Origin of the sequence: Paenibacillus brasilensis (assembly GCF_009363115.1) — a bacterium.
Taxonomy (GTDB): domain Bacteria; phylum Bacillota; class Bacilli; order Paenibacillales; family Paenibacillaceae; genus Paenibacillus; species Paenibacillus brasilensis.
The window spans coordinates 1,056,483-1,074,304 of the sequence record NZ_CP045298.1; the positions used below are offsets into that span (position 1 = coordinate 1,056,483).

18 protein-coding genes and 1 pseudogene are annotated in these 17,822 nt (G+C 48.8%); 8 read left to right on the top strand and 11 right to left on the bottom strand.

Annotated elements, in window-relative coordinates; all coding sequences use genetic code 11:
- The first annotated feature begins 130 nt into the window (after positions 1 to 130).
- On the top strand, positions 131 to 1,009 hold the full coding sequence (locus GCU48_RS04855) for a DUF72 domain-containing protein (protein WP_152379252.1): 879 nt from the start codon (positions 131 to 133) through the stop codon (positions 1,007 to 1,009).
- Here GCU48_RS04855 and GCU48_RS04860 read toward each other — a convergent pair.
- From GCU48_RS04860 to GCU48_RS04880, 5 genes are read right to left on the bottom strand one after another with little or no spacing between them, the layout of a single operon-like run.
- Positions 1,001 to 2,131, bottom strand: coding sequence for a glycosyltransferase family 2 protein (locus GCU48_RS04860; protein WP_152379253.1), 1,131 nt, complete (start codon positions 2,129 to 2,131; stop codon positions 1,001 to 1,003). The genes GCU48_RS04855 and GCU48_RS04860 overlap by 9 nt on opposite strands.
- Entirely contained in the window at positions 2,128 to 2,916 is a 789-nt protein-coding gene (locus GCU48_RS04865; RefSeq protein WP_152379254.1) for a class I SAM-dependent methyltransferase, read from the bottom strand. The genes GCU48_RS04860 and GCU48_RS04865 overlap by 4 nt, the downstream gene beginning before the upstream one ends.
- The gene (locus tag GCU48_RS04870) at positions 2,909 to 4,258 is read right to left on the bottom strand and encodes a nucleotide sugar dehydrogenase (RefSeq protein WP_152379255.1); all 1,350 of its coding nucleotides are present in this window, start codon (positions 4,256 to 4,258) and stop codon (positions 2,909 to 2,911) included. The genes GCU48_RS04865 and GCU48_RS04870 overlap by 8 nt, the downstream gene beginning before the upstream one ends.
- Before the next feature lie 3 nt (positions 4,259 to 4,261).
- The gene (locus GCU48_RS04875; protein WP_152379256.1) at positions 4,262 to 5,242 is read right to left on the bottom strand and encodes a polysaccharide biosynthesis protein; all 981 of its coding nucleotides are present in this window, start codon (positions 5,240 to 5,242) and stop codon (positions 4,262 to 4,264) included.
- 19 nt (positions 5,243 to 5,261) lie between these two features.
- The gene (locus GCU48_RS04880; RefSeq protein WP_152379257.1) at positions 5,262 to 5,969 is read right to left on the bottom strand and encodes a glycosyltransferase family A protein; all 708 of its coding nucleotides are present in this window, start codon (positions 5,967 to 5,969) and stop codon (positions 5,262 to 5,264) included.
- Positions 5,970 to 6,153: 184 nt separating this feature from the next.
- Here GCU48_RS04880 and GCU48_RS04885 point away from each other — a divergent pair, with 184 nt between their 5' ends.
- Together GCU48_RS04885 and GCU48_RS04890 are read left to right on the top strand one after the other, a co-directional pair.
- Positions 6,154 to 6,867 (top strand): GT-D fold domain-containing glycosyltransferase, encoded by a 714-nt coding sequence (locus GCU48_RS04885; RefSeq protein WP_152379258.1) that lies wholly within the window; start codon positions 6,154 to 6,156, stop codon positions 6,865 to 6,867.
- 69 nt (positions 6,868 to 6,936) lie between these two features.
- Positions 6,937 to 7,992 (top strand): annotated as a pseudogene (locus GCU48_RS04890) (SGNH/GDSL hydrolase family protein); the annotation flags it as partial.
- 218 nt (positions 7,993 to 8,210) lie between these two features.
- Here the strand turns inward: GCU48_RS04890 and GCU48_RS04895 are convergent.
- Positions 8,211 to 8,627 carry a hypothetical protein gene (locus GCU48_RS04895; RefSeq protein WP_025716820.1) on the bottom strand — a complete coding sequence of 139 codons (417 nt, stop codon included), beginning with the start codon at positions 8,625 to 8,627 and terminating at the stop codon, positions 8,211 to 8,213.
- Between the two features lie 174 nt (positions 8,628 to 8,801).
- On the opposite strand from GCU48_RS04895, the gene GCU48_RS04900 reads away from it, so the two are divergent.
- The 3 genes from GCU48_RS04900 to GCU48_RS04910 all read left to right on the top strand — a co-directional run bounded on the left by GCU48_RS04900 (position 8,802) and on the right by GCU48_RS04910 (position 12,572).
- Positions 8,802 to 10,781 (top strand): methyl-accepting chemotaxis protein, encoded by a 1,980-nt coding sequence (locus tag GCU48_RS04900; protein WP_152382110.1) that lies wholly within the window; start codon positions 8,802 to 8,804, stop codon positions 10,779 to 10,781.
- Between the two features lie 58 nt (positions 10,782 to 10,839).
- Positions 10,840 to 11,016 carry a YjfB family protein gene (locus tag GCU48_RS04905; RefSeq protein WP_152379259.1) on the top strand — a complete coding sequence of 59 codons (177 nt, stop codon included), beginning with the start codon at positions 10,840 to 10,842 and terminating at the stop codon, positions 11,014 to 11,016.
- Between the two features lie 200 nt (positions 11,017 to 11,216).
- Positions 11,217 to 12,572 (top strand): dipeptidase, encoded by a 1,356-nt coding sequence (locus GCU48_RS04910; RefSeq protein ID WP_152379260.1) that lies wholly within the window; start codon positions 11,217 to 11,219, stop codon positions 12,570 to 12,572.
- 369 nt (positions 12,573 to 12,941) lie between these two features.
- Here the strand turns inward: GCU48_RS04910 and GCU48_RS04920 are convergent, their stop codons facing one another.
- The 5 genes from GCU48_RS04920 to GCU48_RS04935 all read right to left on the bottom strand — a co-directional run bounded on the left by GCU48_RS04920 (position 12,942) and on the right by GCU48_RS04935 (position 15,255).
- A complete protein-coding gene (locus GCU48_RS04920) occupies positions 12,942 to 13,328 on the bottom strand; it encodes a hypothetical protein (RefSeq protein ID WP_208811952.1) in 387 nt (128 codons plus the stop codon).
- Between the two features lie 70 nt (positions 13,329 to 13,398).
- Positions 13,399 to 13,890 carry a hypothetical protein gene (locus GCU48_RS04925; RefSeq protein ID WP_025716815.1) on the bottom strand — a complete coding sequence of 164 codons (492 nt, stop codon included), beginning with the start codon at positions 13,888 to 13,890 and terminating at the stop codon, positions 13,399 to 13,401.
- 144 nt (positions 13,891 to 14,034) lie between these two features.
- Positions 14,035 to 14,508 carry a hypothetical protein gene (locus tag GCU48_RS04930; RefSeq protein WP_152379261.1) on the bottom strand — a complete coding sequence of 158 codons (474 nt, stop codon included), beginning with the start codon at positions 14,506 to 14,508 and terminating at the stop codon, positions 14,035 to 14,037.
- 298 nt (positions 14,509 to 14,806) lie between these two features.
- Entirely contained in the window at positions 14,807 to 14,980 is a 174-nt protein-coding gene (locus GCU48_RS26760; RefSeq protein WP_208811954.1) for a hypothetical protein, read from the bottom strand.
- 47 nt (positions 14,981 to 15,027) lie between these two features.
- Complete coding sequence (locus GCU48_RS04935; RefSeq protein ID WP_007431813.1) at positions 15,028 to 15,255, bottom strand: helix-turn-helix domain-containing protein; 228 nt, start codon at positions 15,253 to 15,255, stop codon at positions 15,028 to 15,030.
- A gap of 303 nt (positions 15,256 to 15,558) precedes the next feature.
- On the opposite strand from GCU48_RS04935, the gene efeO reads away from it, so the two are divergent.
- Together efeO and efeB are read left to right on the top strand one after the other, a co-directional pair.
- Positions 15,559 to 16,437: an iron uptake system protein EfeO gene (gene efeO / locus GCU48_RS04940; RefSeq protein ID WP_152379262.1), complete on the top strand. Its 879-nt coding sequence runs from the start codon at positions 15,559 to 15,561 to the stop codon at positions 16,435 to 16,437.
- A 4-nt stretch (positions 16,438 to 16,441) separates the two neighbouring features.
- Complete coding sequence (gene efeB, locus GCU48_RS04945) at positions 16,442 to 17,803, top strand: iron uptake transporter deferrochelatase/peroxidase subunit (protein ID WP_152379263.1); 1,362 nt, start codon at positions 16,442 to 16,444, stop codon at positions 17,801 to 17,803.
- The last annotated feature ends 19 nt before the right edge of the window (positions 17,804 to 17,822 follow it).

Below are 17,822 nucleotides of genomic sequence, written 5' to 3' on the forward strand. Positions count from 1 at the left end.
ATCGTAATTGAGCTTAAATATTCATAGGAACTCCATACCAGCTTCATGAGGTTCACCCCATTTTATCATTAAAATGAATCGTGGGAATGCCTTTTAAGCGTATTTCATGAAGGAAAGGAGCGATAAAGCTATGATTCAAATTGGACTGACAGGCTGGGGCGATCACGATGACCTGTATCCGACCGGCACCAAAGCTAATCAAAAATTAAGCGTTTATGGAAGCCATTTTCCGGTAGTGGAGATGGATAGTTCTTTTTATGCGGTGCAACCGACGGATCGCATGGCCCGCTGGGCAGCCGAAACCCCTGACTCCTTTTCATTTCTCGTCAAGGCCTATCAGGGCATGACCGGACATACACGTGGCAAGCAGCCTTATTTTAAAACAACTGATGCAATGTATGAAGCATTGCATGCATCCATACAGCCTCTCCTCGAAGTGGACAAGCTCAAGGCGGTGCTGTTTCAGTACCCGCCCTGGTTCGACTGTACACGCGAAAATGTCGCCCTACTGCGAGACACAAAAAAAAGAATGGGAGAAGTCCCATCTGTACTTGAGTTTAGACATCAAAGCTGGTTCACAGCCGAGTTTCGCAAACAAACACTGGCATTTATGCGCGAGGAAGGCTGGATACACAGCGTATGCGACGAGCCACAGGCCGGACCAGGCTCTGTTCCCATTGTGCCGCAGGCTACAGACAGTAATTTGACGGTCGTACGTCTCCATGGACGAAATAGTTCCGGCTGGAATCAAAGCTCCGCACCCAACTGGCGGGAGGTTCGTTATCTGTATCGGTACAACGAACAAGAGTTGACCGAATGGAGAGACAGATTGCTGGAGCTGGAGCAGCAGAGCCGTGAGATTTGCGTTATTTTCAATAACAATTCGGGAGGAGATGCCGCTGCTAACGCCAAGCAGCTGATGACGTTGCTCGGCATGGACCCCAAGCCTTTTCCACCCCGCAAACCACCTCAGGGGAACGAGGGGCCAGAGCAGCTTGAATTATTTTGAAGGAGGGGCAGCGGAAGATAGATCGGGAATAGCCTCCCTGAGCTTGCCCTCGTTAGCCAGCAAATGCGGATCGTCAGGCAAATAACGTAAAGCGGCCCGGTTATGCTCATACGATGCGTCCAGCTGACCCAAATGGGCGTAGCAATGACTGAGCCGCACATGGGGCAACCAGGAGTAGCATGGCCGCGGGACAGGTCTTAAATCCGTAGCATGGTGCTGCTGCTCCAATGCTTTTTCGTACCAGTACACGGCAGTGCTCCACTCGTTGCGCGTGAAAAACCAGTCACCGATCATGCAGCATAAATCTGCTTGCGGCACACCGTATCGAAAGGACCGCAGCAGACTATCCAGCTGCTGCTCCGGCTTGCCGAGATGGAGATAACATTCCGCCAATCGCGCGCAAGCTGTAATCCGATCCTCCCGATACCCGCTTGGCTCCTCCAGCAGACGGCTGAACGCCTCTGCCGCCTCGGCATATTCCTTACGATCAAAGCATTCATTCGCGTGAAAATACAGCAATCGCCCTTCCAGCTTGCCACTTTCGCTGATCCACCGGGCGAGGATACGTTGATTACGGAGCGTGTGGTCGTCCATTCGGCGGTGCGTTACAGCCACATCCGCATGGATGATTCGTCCCTTGGGTATCACCAAATCCTCATGCAGACGCCCTTCCCAGCGGTATTGTCGTTCTCGCTTCACGAGGCGGGTACGGCGTGAGGTGAACAACAATTCACCCTGCTCTCCTTCTGCCAAATGAAGCGGCATCACCACTGCGTCGATATCCGCAGACAAACGCTGCTTCAAGGAACGCAGGCGCTTGCGATCGGGTCCCAGCAGTACATCGTCCGCATCCAGCCACATGATATAGGAGCACGTCGCCTGATCAAACGATGCGTTGCGGGCGGCCGCAAAATCATCATCCCAGTCGAACGTATACAGCCGATCCGTATAACGGGCGGCTATCGTTTTCGTCTGATCCGTTGAGCCCGTGTCCACGATGATGATTTCATCCATCAGGTCCGCGACCGAGTCCAGACAACGGGCAAGTGTCTGCTCCTCGTTTTTCACAATCATACACAAGCTGATGGTCGTTGGTTGTCCGGCTATGGGTTGTTCAGTCATGGCTGCACCTTGCCTATCTGTTCTACACGTGCATGCCCTTCCAGTGAAAAAAAATGTTCCTCCATCTGTCGGGTTCGCTGTACCGCCTTGTCCAGTGCAGCCTTACGCTGATTCATTTTACGAGCATGCTGCTGCTCCACCAGACGAAACTGCTCCTCGTCCAGCTTCATCCAACGGGCCAGGTGCTCTGTCCCCGGCTGGACCTCACGCATTTCTTTTGACTTTTTGCGGCCTGCGAAGCACAAATATTTGTGATGAACCTCCAGCGCTTTTTCATCAAAATAAGGATACAGCACACGAGACAGGCTTCCGGCATAATAGGTCCGCTTGTGATCGTGAAACGGATGGTATCCGTAGGGTACGGAAAGAACAAGTGATCCTTTTTTATTCAATAAGCGGTAGACATGAGCAAGCAGAGTATGAGGGTGCGCAAAATGCTCTAATATTTCGCCTAAAATAATCGTATCAAATCCGCCGGGAGGACGTTCAAATTGTGAAATATCCTTTAACTGAAAGTGGACTCTTCCCCGGACAGTTGCAGATTCCTGGCGAAGTTCTCTTTTTGCATATGAAATACTGTCCTCTTCCAAATCAATGGCCGTCACCTCAAAGCCCTCCCGCCCGAGCAAAATGGACGTTATCCCCTGGCTGCACCCGACATCCAGCACGGTACGGCCCTGCACATGGCAGCAAATCCAGTGGATTCTATGGCGGGTGGCCTCATGTGATTCCTCCGAATTGATCTGCCCGTAATAACGTTCATTCACCTGATCACGGTTAGCCAACAGCGGCGCCCCCTCTATCACCGGGATGCCCCAGTATCACGACGTGGCCACCCTTGCAGTGCGCTGTGGCATTGCGCGTGTCGAAGACCAGCCGAGCATGGTCCACCAACTGCTGGTAGTCCAGCACAGAGTGGTCAGTCGTAATAACTACAATATCTGCACTTTCCCATAGCTGGGCATTGGCCGTCCGAGATCGGATCACCTTCCCGTTCAGCTTAAAGCTTGATACATGCGGGTCGGTAAAGCTTACCGAAGCCCCCTTTTCCATCAGATGCTCAAACAGGGCAAGAGCAGGGGATTCGCGCACATCATCAATGTCTTTTTTATAGGCTACGCCTGCCAGGATGATATTGGCCTTATTTATGGCTTTCCCTTCCTGTGCGAGCATGGTTTCAATTCGGTCCGCGATATACAGCGGCATACGTCGGTTCATGCGATCGGCCAAATCCACAAACTCGAGCGGAAGCCCATGCTGCTCGGATTTCCACGACAAGTACAACGGATCGACCGGGATGCAGTGTCCCCCGATGCCAGGTCCCGGGTAAAAAGGCATATAGCCAAATGGCTTGGTTGCGGCTGCATCCAGTACCTCCCATATGTTGATGCCCATTTTCTCACAAGCAGCTGTCAGCTCATTGACCATTCCAATATTGACGCTGCGAAACGTATTCTCGAACAGCTTGGCGGCTTCCGCCACAGTTGTCGAGCTGACCGGGACGATTTGCTCCAGAAAGGAGCCATAAAAGCTTGCTCCTGCTGCCAGACAATCCGGCGTACAGCCGCCGATCACTTTAGGTGTGTTGCGAATATTAAAATGGACACTGCCCGGATCGACGCGTTCCGGTGAAAAGCACACATAAAAATCCTTACCTACCGTCCAGCCCCTCCGCTGTTCAATTACCGGTCGAATCAGTTCCTCGGTCGTTCCCGGATAGGTGGTGCTTTCCAGAATCAGCAGCGTTTGTCTGCGTAAATGAGGGATTGCCTGATCAATAGCTGTTTCGATATAGGATGTATCGGGCTGATGTCCGGCTGTCAGCGGCGTAGGCACGCAAATGACAACAATATCGACATGCTCCAGCACCTTGATATCCGTAACCGGGTATAGCTGCTGCCCGATCAGACCTTTCAACGCAGCATCGCTAATGTCTATGATGTACGACTGTCCTTGAAGCAGCTTGGCTACTTTGGCGGGATCGGAATCCACACCATACACATCATAACCGGCCCTTGCCATTTCGACTGCCATCGGCAGCCCCACGTAACCGAGGCCAATTACCGCAACCTTTACAGTTCCTTTAGTTATTTTTTCAATAAGTTGCAAAATACCCACCTCTTTCATCGGTTACTCCATTCCTCGCAGCAGCTCACCAATCCCCGCGCGGTCCATCAATTCATCGTCCGAGCGATATTGATCGAAGCTCACCCGTTCCAGTCCGCCATATTGGCTCAGCAGGCGCTCGTCTGCTTGCGGGGGAAGAATAACAAAATAACGATCATCATAGCGGTACGTGTGCGGCACCTCATAGGGGGAAATCAGCACCTCATGCAGCTTTTCCCCGCCGCGTATGCCAATCTCCTTCACTTTCAACGTCGGCTGACCAGCCTGTTCCTTCATCACGTTTGCCAGATCAGCAATATTGCAGCCCTTCATTTTCATCACCAGCGTCTCTCCGCCAATCGCCATGACAGAAGCCTTCAGCAGCAAACCGATCGCCTCGCCGAGCGTGAGAAAGAAGCGTGTCATCTCAGGGCTCGTCAGCGTTAAATCCTGCCCTTCTGCGATCTGACGTTTGAACAGAGGTACGACACTTCCACTCGTCCCCAGCACGTTGCCGCCGCGAATACACACAAAGCGAGTGCGCTCACTCAAAGCGTTGGCACGAATCATCATTCTCTCGCCAATTGCCTTGGTCATGCCATATACATTCACCGGGTCTACCGCCTTGTCAGTAGAGACGTCAATAACCTTGGCAACTCCCTGGTCAATACTGGCCCGGATCACATTTTCCGTACCGTGAACATTTGTCTTGAAAGCCTCCTCGGGCTGTCTCTCGCACACAGGAACATGCTTCAATGCCGCCAGATGGAATACATAGTCCACCCCGCGACAGGCTTCTTGCAATGCCTGAAGATCCCGAATATCCCCAATGACAAAATTCAATCGAGGGTCAGATTGGAATTGCCGCTGCATAGCAATCTGTGCAAATTCACCACGTGAAAAAATACGAATTTCCGCCGGTCCCTCCTTCAGCAATTCAGCCGTTAGCCGTTGCCCCCAAGATCCCGTTCCTCCGGTCACCAGCAGTTTTTTTCCTTTGAACAATATAATCTCCTCCTGACCGTTACGAATTGGCAGTGTCCGTTCCCATAAATTCAGCCAGCACAGCGTTCATTTCACTCTCTGTCAGCCGATCCTTGGCCGGTACTTTCTTCACCGAGGTATTGGCAGCATGAATGACGTTCACATAGTTGCGAAGCGGAATCACCTCGTGCGGAAGCTCTGTTACATATCCGTGCGTACCCTTGCCAGGAATGACGATACGATGATCATTCAGAAAATCCTTTACTTGATAGCGGAATACATAAAAGGAAGGCGAACGGTGGAATACCAGTGCCATCTGACCCTCAACCGCATCCCACAGATACCCCAGTTGGTTCACCAACGCAATCGTATCCGGCTGAAACTCATAATCATGCAATTGTTGTACAAAAGAACGATGATACAAATCATCAGAATCAATGCGTGCAATGAGCAATTCGTCCGCACCTTCGACATACGCCTGAATACGACGCTTGCTTTCGATACTCGTGCCAAAGCGGATAGGGTCGGGAATGGGCTCCCGCTTGGCCAGTTCCTCTTCCACGATGTCACTGCATCCGCCCGCCAGCTTGACAACAGATAGGAAATCCGTATTTGTCTGACTGAGCAAGCTGCGCAGCGTGTAGGTTCTGAAGATATCTATGCGCTCACTAATCCACTCACGTGTCAGGCGGTTGGGATTCATCCCATAGTTGTTAAAATTAATTTCAATCACAATCCTGCGGTTCATCGTTCTTCCTCCCTTTCAACCGTCTTCTCTTAAATTATGAAGACGCTTGTGAAACGGCACGTACAAATGCAACAACTCTTGTAAAAGTTAGGTAGAATTCAAAAAAGAATAGCCGTTCATACAAAAAACCTTTTTGCTTTCGACATATGATAGAATACAAAGTTCAACTGGGAGGAAACATGATATGACTAATCCAAGGTATCTGGAGATAGATGAGGTACTAAATGATCTGAAGCTGGCACTGGATCGACAACAGCCCTTCTCGCTCATTCGTATTGGAGATGGTGAAAATCTGATTTTGTCTCAGGATACGGTCTGGCCGATAGAAAAAGTGCTACAGGAACGTTGGGCGGTCAAAGCCAATCTCGGTCAAAAAGGATTGTTTCTACCAAATACGGAGCTGCGAGACGCGGTGGCTGAAGCGGTGCGCAAAGCTACCATTTCCGGCATTTTGCCATATGATGATGAATCTATTAAAGCTCCAACCTATATGAAGCGGGAGCTGACTGATCAGGTTTTTGCTCACTATGCTCTTTCTCCCCCGCTGACCTGCCACGCCTGCCTGAATCGGTATTTGGCTCAGACACCTGCTTTCTGGGACATGCTCAAGGATCGACGTATTTTGCTGGTCACCCGGACGGCCGCCGAAGTCAAGCCCGTTCTTGAGGCTGAGCCCTACGGGCTTCATATCGCACATACGCTTGCATTTCATCAATATGAACAGATGCACGAAACACTCCAATGGATCACTTCACACCAAGATGAGTTTGATATTGCGCTGTTCTCTTGTGGCGTCAATGCAGTCGTGTTGGCACAAAAAACGGCAGAATTGACTGGCAAAGTAGGTATAGACTTTGGCAAGGCGATTAACATTGTCATGTTCGGCAAAGCGAATTAATGGCCCCTTGCTCCCATATCAATAAAAGCACCAGCAAATTCAAGATTTGCTGGTGCTTTTGGCTATCATAAGCAAACACTTACACCACTAACTCTGTTTTGGACAGGCAGCGGCATTGAATTAAATATCAAAGGCTCGGAGCTGTGGATTGAGATGGAGGCCGATTACCAGGTATATGAGCAATGGATCAGTATAGTCATTAATGGTGCCCCGATGAGTCGCCTGATGGTAACCGCAGGACGGCATTGGATCTGTCTGTTGAGAGGGTTGAACCGTGACATGGTCAAAAATGTCCGTGTGGTCAAGGATGTCCAGCCTATGAACTCGGACTCGCGCTGCTTGTTGCAAATTCATGCTCTGAAGATTGACGGAGAATTGCTGCCGGTCACAGATAAGCCCCACAAGGTGGAATTTATCGGTGATAGCATTACCTCGGGAGAAGGAGGAATTGGAGCGAAAGAGGAGGCAGACTGGATTCCCATGTTGTTCACGGCACTACATAATTATACAGCCATAACTGCCGAAGCATTAAATGCGGATTACCGAGTGTTGTCACAAAGCGGATGGGGTGTCCTAACAGGCTGGGATAATAATCCTCATACGAACATACCGGCATATTATGAGCAGGTATGTGGTGTACTCACCGGAGAGAGAAATGAAGCATTGGGGGCATTTTCCGATCATGATTTTACCTCATGGCAGCCAGATATCGTCGTGGTAAATTTGGGAAGTAATGACGGAGGAGCCTTTTATTCTCCTGCATGGACGGACCCAGCAAGTGGGAAAGTGTACAAGCAACGCTTGAACGAGGACGGCACATTCAATGAAGAAGATTTACAAGCCTTTGAAAACGCTACCATAAATTTTCTTATCAAGCTTCGGGCCTGTAATCCTGCTGCCCATATTGTATGGGTCTATGGGATGCTTGGTACTCCGATGATGCCAGCGATCTACCGGGCGGTAGACGCGTATAAGAAAAAAACAAGAGATCGGAATGTGTCCGTGTTCCAACTTCCTAACACAACGGAAGAAACGATAGGGTCTCGCAGCCATCCCGGACTCCTCGCCCATACCAAAGCGGCAAATGAGTTGACAGGGTATTTGCGAGAGATTTTAAAGAATTAAAAACCGGGAAGCAGAATCAACTTTATTGAACATCATAGCCACGAGCCTGCGACAGATGCCTGCCCAGGCTCGTGGCTGATCAGCTTGGAGCCTTCATTTCTTGTTGCAGTATTGGTGATCTGCTGTTAGTCATTCCACGACCAACGCAGCCGCCTAATCATAGAAGAACTATGAACAGGCAGCGAGCCTCTTAATAAGGAAATACTCGTCTGATATATTTATAAAAATGGAGTTGAAGCGATGCCGGTGAATACCTCCGGACCATTGCGAACCGTCGTCGATACACCGGAAATATAAGAAGAATACACCGTTTGTATTGCCCATGGGGCAGACAGATCCTGCGCGTTAAAGGCCTGCGTTTCATTAGCCCCTGTAGCTCCCAATACCCCCTCAGCTCGGTAGACTACCTCGCTCGGATCGTAGTCGGCGCCACGTACGATTTCAACCGCATACGTATCACCAAGTTCACCAAGCAGCCCAATTGAACCGCTAAAGGTCACAATCGGACTCGGTACAAGAAAGGTTCTCAAGGTAATCAAACCAAACCGCTCGGGTACAGGACCCAGTTGTATATTGGGACCCTCACCTGTTTGTGATGAATTGGTGGAGCCTCTCATATCCAGAAAAAAACCCATACCTCATCCCTCCACATTGCAAGATACTCCAATCTATGCAAAAACATTTTGAACGTATTGGACAAATTAGCAATAAATCTATTAATTCAGCTTAAAATAACCGATAGTAAATACATATAATATAAATATTAGAAGTGAATATGCACGTAGAAAGCAGGGGGTTGGATGAAACAACTGAAACAACTGACACGACTGACAAATTTAACATTACGCAAAAAATTGACAACAGCATTTCTGCTGGTCATGCTAGTACCTTGTATTATTGTCAGCACGTTTTCCTATCAGGCAGCATATGACCAAACGGAATCTCAATTACTCGATAGTGCGACAACTAGCATTACCGCATCCGATCACGCAATTAGCCAAACCATTCAATCCGAAATCGACGATCTTGAATATTACACTTCTACGATGACAGCTAGTAATAACAGTGCAGAAGCAGATAAAGCTATTCAGGAAAGACTACTAGTGTATATAAAAATGCATTCGGAAGTCATCAATATATTTTTAGGAACTCCCGAAGGGAAACTTATTCTCGGCAAAGCTACCGAAGTCTATAACGACCCTCGTGAGCGTCCGTGGTACAAGCAGGCTATGGAGAACCCCGGCCAAACCGCAATCAGTCCTGTCGAGCTCAATACGAGTAAGGTTCCCGTTGTGTATATTTCACGTACACTTCCCGACAATAGCGGTGTTCTCGGCATTTCGCTGAACCTGAATAATTTGAAAGAACTTACAAAATTAAAAATCGGACAAAAGGGCTATATCGTCATATTCGATAATAACAAGCATATCGTTACTCACCCGACAGAAGTCAGCGGAAGTACGAAAATGGGAGAAATGCTGCCACAGCTGTTTGCCTCCAAGGAAGGCAGCTTTAACTATAATTTAAATGGCGTAGCCAAAAACCTGATTTTCAAAACCAATACGCTGACGGGCTGGAAAATTGCCGGAACGATAGACAAATCGGAAACAAGTGCCTCCGCCAAACCGATTCTGATCACTACTATCATTGTGCTGGTGATTTCAGCCATCATCATCGGTATGCTCGCACTATGGTTAATCAGCAGTATACTCAAGCCGATCCAAAGATTACGTAATTCCATGGAAGTGATCAGCCAAGGTAATCTTTCCATCAATGTGGCGACAACCAGCTTCGATGAAATCGGCGATTTGTCAAGATATTTCCAACAAATGCTGGATAACCTGCGTAACATGATCCGAGAGGTTAAAGCAATGACAGGCAATTTGTCAGCCTCCTCGCAAGAGCTTGCCGCAGGGGCAGAACAAACGACCCGTGCCATCGAGCATGTGACCGTAGCTATTCAAGATGTGGCAGCAGGCAGTGAACGTCAAGTGGGCAGTGCTAAAGATAATCAGGAACGGGTTCGCGGCATGTCCGAGGACATTGCGGCTATGACCACAACCATGGCTGAAATGACCACCTACTCTTCACAGGCCATTCAGGCTTCGGATGCAGGCAGTGAGCATATCGGCAATAGTGTCGTTTCCATTGACGGCATCCGCACTACGGTGGAAGAGCTGGATACGATTATCAGCGCTTTGAGTGACCGATCCGGACGAATCGGAACGATTGTCACTGTTATTACGGAAATCGCCAGTCAGACTAATCTGCTCGCGCTGAACGCTTCCATTGAAGCAGCACGCGCAGGGGAGCACGGCAAGGGTTTTGCTGTCGTAGCGACCGAGGTCCGCAAGCTGGCTGAGAACTCAGCTCATTCAGCACAACAAATTCGTGAACAAATTCAAGGGATACAGAGCGGTGTTTCTGAGGCCCTGATCGCAATGGAATCGGCCAAAGAACGCGTAAGCGAAGGCATCAATTCCATTGACCTGTCCGGTCGCTCCTTCGCCCGTATCCGTAGAGCGGTAGCCAAATCGGCAAAGCAACTCGATAACGTTGCAGCCTCTACGGCCGGGGTCGCAGAGGGTACAAGTACAGTCGTTAGCAGTATGGAGGAAATTACGCGTATCGCTGAGGAAGCTGCGTCCCATACGGAGACTGTATCCGCCGCTGCTGAGGAACAGCTCGCCTCGATGGAAGAGATCGGTTCTTCTGCTGCAGATTTGACTCGTCTGGCCGAGCAGCTTCAGGATTTGCTGCACCAATTCCAATTGGATGAAACAAAATAACCATTCCAACCGATAAATATAGAGAAAGAGAGTCTTCACCATGAAGGAGGGTTGGAACATGGATATTACAGCATTATCGACAGGTATGAGCCAAGCCAGCTTAGCTCAAGCCGCGAGTTTTAAGGTTGCTACTATGGCCAAAGACCAAGCTAATGAACAAGGACAAGCGCTGATACAGATGATGGAAAAAAGCGTGCAGCCTCATCTAGGGGGTCAGTTGGACATTCGGGTGTAAGTGCAAGTGCAACCTATTCATGATGAAGTGGCGATTCTATTCAGGTCTGAACGACGGACCGGGATAGAATCGTTTTTTTATCTCCATATTTTTCGTTCAGCGCAAAACGTAGTAAACTAGATATATCGTCCACAACCTCGGTTCGGGGTATAAAGCAAAAAAATCGCAAGATTACAAGTGCAAAGGAGGATACATATTTTATGAGTTATTCTGCTTATTTCGAAAAAGCCAGAGAGCAGCAGCTAAACGAGCTGCAGGAATGGTTGGCCATTCCAAGTATTTCCGCATTATCGGAGCACAAAAAGGACATTAATCAGGCAGCCGACTGGCTCGCTGCCAAACTGACTGCTGCCGGCCTGGAAAACGTTGAAATAATTCCAACCAAAGGTCATCCGCTGGTGTACGCTGATCATTTGCATGCACCTGGTAAACCGACCATCCTCGTATACGGCCACTATGATGTACAACCCGTTGATCCACTTCACCTGTGGGAAACGCCGCCATTCGAGCCAGCTATCCGCGATGGAAAGTTATATGCACGCGGAGCGACAGACGACAAAGGCCAGGTGTTCTTGCACATTAAGGCGGTTGAAGCCATTTTGAAGCAAGAGGGCAAGCTGCCGTTGAATATCAAATTCTGCATTGAAGGCGAAGAAGAAGTATCCAGCCCGAGCCTGCTTGAGTTTTTGCACACTGGAGCTGAACGTCTGGCGGCCGACGCTGTGCTGGTGTCCGACACCTCCCTGATCGAAAAAGGAAAGCCTGCAATTTGCACAGGCCTGCGTGGATTGTGCTCACTGGAAGTGGCCATTCACACCGCAAATACGGATCTGCATTCCGGCTCCTTTGGCGGCGGCGTACCGAATGCTCTGCACGCTATGGTGTCTTTGCTGGCAACCCTGCATGACGACAAGGGTCGTGTGAGCGTCAAAGGATTCTACGACGATGTTGCCCCGTTATCGGCTGAGATGAGAGACGAATTTGTGAAGCAAGGCTTCAATGAGGGCAAGCTGCAGCAGGAACTTGCGCTGGATTCTCTATATGGCGAAGAGGGTTTCAGCTTCGTCGAGCGTGTTGGAGCGCGTCCGACACTGGAGCTGAACGGCGTGTACGGTGGATTCCAGGGTGAGGGTACGAAAACGGTCATCCCGAAGGAAGCTCACGCGAAAATTACGTGCCGTCTGGTGGCGAACCAGAATCCGCAGGATATTCTGGACAAAATCGAGCGCCATTTACGCGCCCATGTTCAGCCAGGAGCCACTCTGGAAATCCAACAGGGTGAGAAAGCAAACGCCTTTAACATTGACCCGTCACATGCGTTTTTGCAAGCAGCGGCAGATGCTTTTGAAAAGGTGTACGGTGTGCGTGCCCTGTTTACCAAAGATGGCGGCTCCATTCCGATCGTGGAAACCTTCTCTCGTGTGCTGACTGCTCCGGTTGTATTGATGGGCTTCGGCTTGCCGGATGAGAACCTGCATGCGCCGAACGAGCATTTTAATTTGGAGAATTTCGACAAAGGTCTGCTAACCATTGTGGAGTTCTTGAAATCGGTGTAAGTTCACAGCTTCTTATTAAATATGTTACAATAGAGAGGGCGAAAGCCCTTTCTATTTTTTTAGGGGAGTGCTGCACCATATGCCGATTTAAAGAGCATTTTCAACTTCTAAACGTCGAGCGGGTAACCTATTGTTTTCCGTTACATGCCGATCTCATGGAGCCTTTAATCCATATGACTCCCTTAACGTGGGGAGCCACGGAAGCAGATTGGCATCGAGTACAGAAAATGAATTTAACCCATATTACAGTAGATTTGCTCATCTTATGCGGTAGAAAATAGAGGGCAAGCTAACAAAGCATTCACGGCATGTGTTACACATGCTTCGTGAATGCTTTTTTGGGTTATTCTTGTTTTCGATCACACCGACTTATGTAAAACGGGTATAGCGCAGCAGACGCACCAGTTGATCCAGCCGCTCTATTTCCCGATCCCATTCGTGAAGCGGCTGCCCGGCCAAAGCAGCATTCGCTCTCTGATCACGTAACGGGTTCATCCTGCGACCAATCAGCTTTAGTACCGTGGCCTTACCCATATTATTAATTACCGCATATTGCGTTAAGGGATCTACCTCAATCCACAATACATGATGCTGTTGAAAAAACGACAGCAATTGCTGTTTCAGCTCCTCCTGTTCATCAGGCTCACCTGCGATTTGTGGATGATGGTGAAAAGCAATGTAGCCCATCACCCGCAGATCACTTATGATTTGTTCCAGTTGAAGCGTTTCGTTGATGTACACTTTGTTCGTACTCATGCGGTTTCTTGCCCCGTTCGTATAATTTTCCCGGATGACGTTCACCCCCAATCATAAAAAAACAACCGGCTTACACGCCAGTTGTTTCCCGGTCCACAAAATACTTATTCGTCATATAATGAGCCTTGCCTCTAGAAGTGTCAACCATTCCCTTTTTACTGTCAAGAAAGACAATCTCCCGGCATTTGGTGCAGTACCACTTGGTCCGCTTAATGGGGGATTCTGTTACATACGATGTACCACATTTGCAATCTACTTTAATCAAGGTTTCTGTTGATTTGTAAGCTTGGGACAACTCTTTTAAGCCAGTATCCGGCTGTTGAATCGGGATAATGACCTCCTGATAGCTTGAATACTGATTGTGCACTTTAAAATCTGCCACCAATTCTGCATGCAGTCCAAAGTACTCTTTGCCAATCTCGGTTACAAATTTTTTGCCGATTCTGTAACACTCAAGCCATTCCTGTATCTGCTGATTAGACAAAGGCACTGTGCCCTTGATACCGCTATTTAATGTGTAAGTCATGATGTATAAAGTATCATCTTGTCTATGTCCGTACATGAGAAGCCTCCTTATAATACACTTGATAATGTACTACAAAGCGCAAAAAACATCAATTTTATTATTTGGCAAAAGCTTATAGCTGATTTATAAAAGTCAGGGAATCGACATATGGAATAAAACAACTGACCCAGGTCAGTTGTTTTATCTTTCCACATAGTACATGTTCGTCATATACCACGCCTTGCCTTTTTCCGTATCCACCATACCCTTCTTACGATCCAGAAATACAATGTTATTGCATTCCTTGCAGGACCACTTGGTTCTTTTGTGCGGTGACTCCTCCATATAAGAGGCTCCACATTTACATTCAACCTGAATTAATGTTTTATGCTGATTGTATGCATCTGCCAGCGGGTCCACATTTATAACCTTGCGTTCTATTACAGGCTGTATCATGGATATGTGCTCTCTCTGCTCCGAGTATTCATTATGTACCTTAAAATCTGCTACCAACTCAGGGTTTAAGCCAAAATATTGTTTACCTACTACCGTTACAAACTTGCTGCCAATTCGATATGCTTTGATCCATTCCTGCACCTGCCTACTGGATAGGTCGACAGTTCCCTTTATGCCGCTGTTCAGCGTATAAGTCATCAAGTGTTGGTTGGGTGTCATATGTCTCCTGTTCACCTCCAATCAAGAATATACCAGGTAGCTCTATGGAAAAGCTACTTCCTGCTACCCTCGAGACCTGATCCATCTCTTCCATTCTGTCGATACCCTGAATACTGATCTTTCAGGGATTCCATATTGCATTTACATTCTTAGACTATCACCGAATGCATTATTATCCTTGTATAACTTTGTGGTACAGCCTTCTGCATTGATTGCTCATATGAGCGGCTACATGATTGAATGGTAGTTTCTTCCTTCTATATATAATACAACACTTGCACACAAATTCCCACATATTTCAGCGGTTTAAGCGTTTTATTTTTCTACCTTCCTTGATAAGTGTATATACTGTATCTAAATCTAAGAGCGTTCGATCAATACTAGCTGCAAATAATAATTTAAGCCAAAAAGCGTCTTCTTGAGCATAATTTTGCATACCTACAAAACAAAAGCCTTCCCGCCCTTCCTTCATGTAAAAGGATCATCGAGAAGACTTTGTACCCCGCAAGGAACGAGAGGTCAGATTTTTAATTCGCCAAGCCTGATTAATTCCACGACCGCCTGTGAACGACCTTTTACGTTCAATTTTTGCATAACATTAGAAATATGGTTTCGGACCGTTTTTTCGCTAATAAATAGCTGTCCGGCGATGTCACGCGTCGTTTTGTCCTGCACGAGCAGTTCAAATACTTCACGTTCACGGTGAGTTAACAAAAACTTGTTTTTGTGGTCGTTACCCTTCGTCAATTTCACCCCTCCTTGCTCGGGTTTTGTGTGGTGTAACAAGGTTAAGGGATACAGTCAACACATTTTATGTCATGTGCTCAGGTATGGTTCAATATGCGGGTAAAAATGGGCATAGGCACCTTACTTGCAGCTTTAATGATGCGTTGAACTTTGTGTCTAAATTATGTATTGACAGGCATATGGGCCAGCCTTATGATAAGAAAAACCGCGACTGATAATCATTATCAAATAATAATTCGATATAGATATCTCGCAACAGACTATGGTTCAGGGCCAGTGTGGCCGGAAAGGGTGTCATTGATTATGAAACTACGTTATGCCGTACCGGCTGGAGTGCTGGTCTCTTCTATTCTGTTCGCAGGCTGCGGACAAGCCGGAACTGCTACTCAGCAGCCGGCTGCAGCGACCAAAAATGCGGGGGCAACAACACAGACAACGACTCCTGCAGCTCCTGCTCCCAATTTCGATCAAGCGGTAGCAGCTTACCGCACCTATGCCATCGAGCAATGCGATACATTTGTGAAGAAGACGGAAGAATTCACGAATGCGGTCAAAGCTGGCGAACTCGACAAAGCCAAGTCGCTGTATGCTCCTGCGCGCATGTACTATGAGCGGATTGAACCAATTGCAGAAGCGCTGGGCGATCTGGACCCCAATATTGATGCCCGCGACGGTGATGTGGATGCCGCGGATTGGCGCGGCTTTCACCGTATTGAAAAAACATTGTGGGAAGAGAACACGACCAAAGGATTGGACGAGTTTGCCGACCGCCTGTTGAGTGATGCCAAACTGCTGCGTGCCAAGGTAGAAACGGTTAACATTGACACCAGCCTGATGGTAACGGGGGCAGTGGAGCTGTTGAATGAAGTCTCTTCCTCCAAGGTAACCGGTGAAGAGGAACGGTATTCGCATACAGATTTGTACGACTTTGCAGCCAATGTGGAAGGCGCCCAAAAGATATATGACATCTTGAAAACAGACCTGAACCAAAAAGATGCGGCGTTGGAAAAACAAATTGGTGAGCGCTTTGCCGCCTTGCAGCAGGAGCTGGCTCCTTTCAAGGAAGGTGAAGGCTACGTGTTGTATACCAAACTGAAGCCGGAAGAAATTAAAAAGCTGAGCCAGAACCTCGATGCCTTGGCAGAACCGTTGTCCCAAATGGGTAAATTGTTAGGAGTGTAACGACATGAAAGGCTTTAGGCGACAAAAGGAACAGGGAGCCCCGCAGCATGCGGAATCCCATAAAGAACAAGCTGATCTGGAAAAAAAGGATGCTCAGCCAGCGGATGGTGAGCTGTCAGGAAAGAGCACAACCGTATCACGCCGGGAGCTCTTGAAGCTGGCCGGGGTAGGTGGACTGGGTCTCCTGCTCGGCGGCGGTGTCGGAGCTGTGCTGTCAGCTGGTCAGCGCCTCGAAAGCATGGTGACGGAGGCAGATACCCAAGATGTGGTCCCTTTTTACGGCAAACATCAGGCCGGTATTGTGACTCCGGCTCAGGATTTTATCTGCTTTGCAGCCTTTGATCTGACGACAAGCGACAAGGAACAGGTACGCAGCCTGTTCAAAGCCTGGACGGAAGCCAGTGCTGCGATGACTTCTGGCACGCTGATCGGTACCGATAATGAAAACCTCAACCTGCCTCCTTCCGATACAGGCGAGGCGGCAGGGTTGTCACCGTCCCGAACGACAATCACATTTGGAGTGGGCCCATCCTTTTTTGATGGCCGCTATGGCCTGGCAGGGTTTAAACCTGCCGGGTTCCGTGAGCTGCCCCGTTTCCAGGGGGATGCGCTGGAAGAGCAATGGTGCGGCGGCGATATTGGCGTACAGGTATGCGCCAATGACCTGCAGGTCGCTTTCCATGCCCTGCGTAATTTGGCACGGATCGCCCGAGGAACGGCAGTGCTTCGCTGGACGCAGGAGGGCTTCCAGCGGACAGCACAGGCCGATCCGGCGGGAAGCACACCACGCAATTTGCTTGGCTTCAAGGACGGTACAGGGAACCCGGATACGTCCAAGGCAGACGAGATGAAGCGGCTGGTATGGACACAGTCCAGTGACGGTCCTGCATGGATGGGCAACGGCAGCTATATGGCTGTACGCCGTGTACGCATGCGGATAGAGGTTTGGGATCGCTCGACACTGGGCGATCAAGAGGATACCTTTGGGCGCCATCGCAGCAGCGGTGCGCCACTGGGCAAGGCCAAGGAGTTTGACAAGCTCGATCTGACGGCTACAAGTCCAGAAGGCAAGCCGCTTACGCCCCCCACCTCTCATGTTGCATTGGCTCATGGAGATGGGAGCATTAATATTTTGCGGCGGTCTTATTCGTATTCAAGTGGATTGGACAAGCAAACAGGACAGCTGGATGCCGGACTGTTGTTCATCAGCTACCAGCGTGATCTATTCAAGCAGTTCGTTCATATTCAGGAGAAGCTTGCACGCAATGACAAGCTGAACGAATATATTGTACACAAAGGCAGTGCGGTGTTCGCCTGCTTCCCGGGTGTATCGCAAGGCGGCTACATCGGGGATACGTTATTGTAACAGCAGGCAAGGAAGGGGA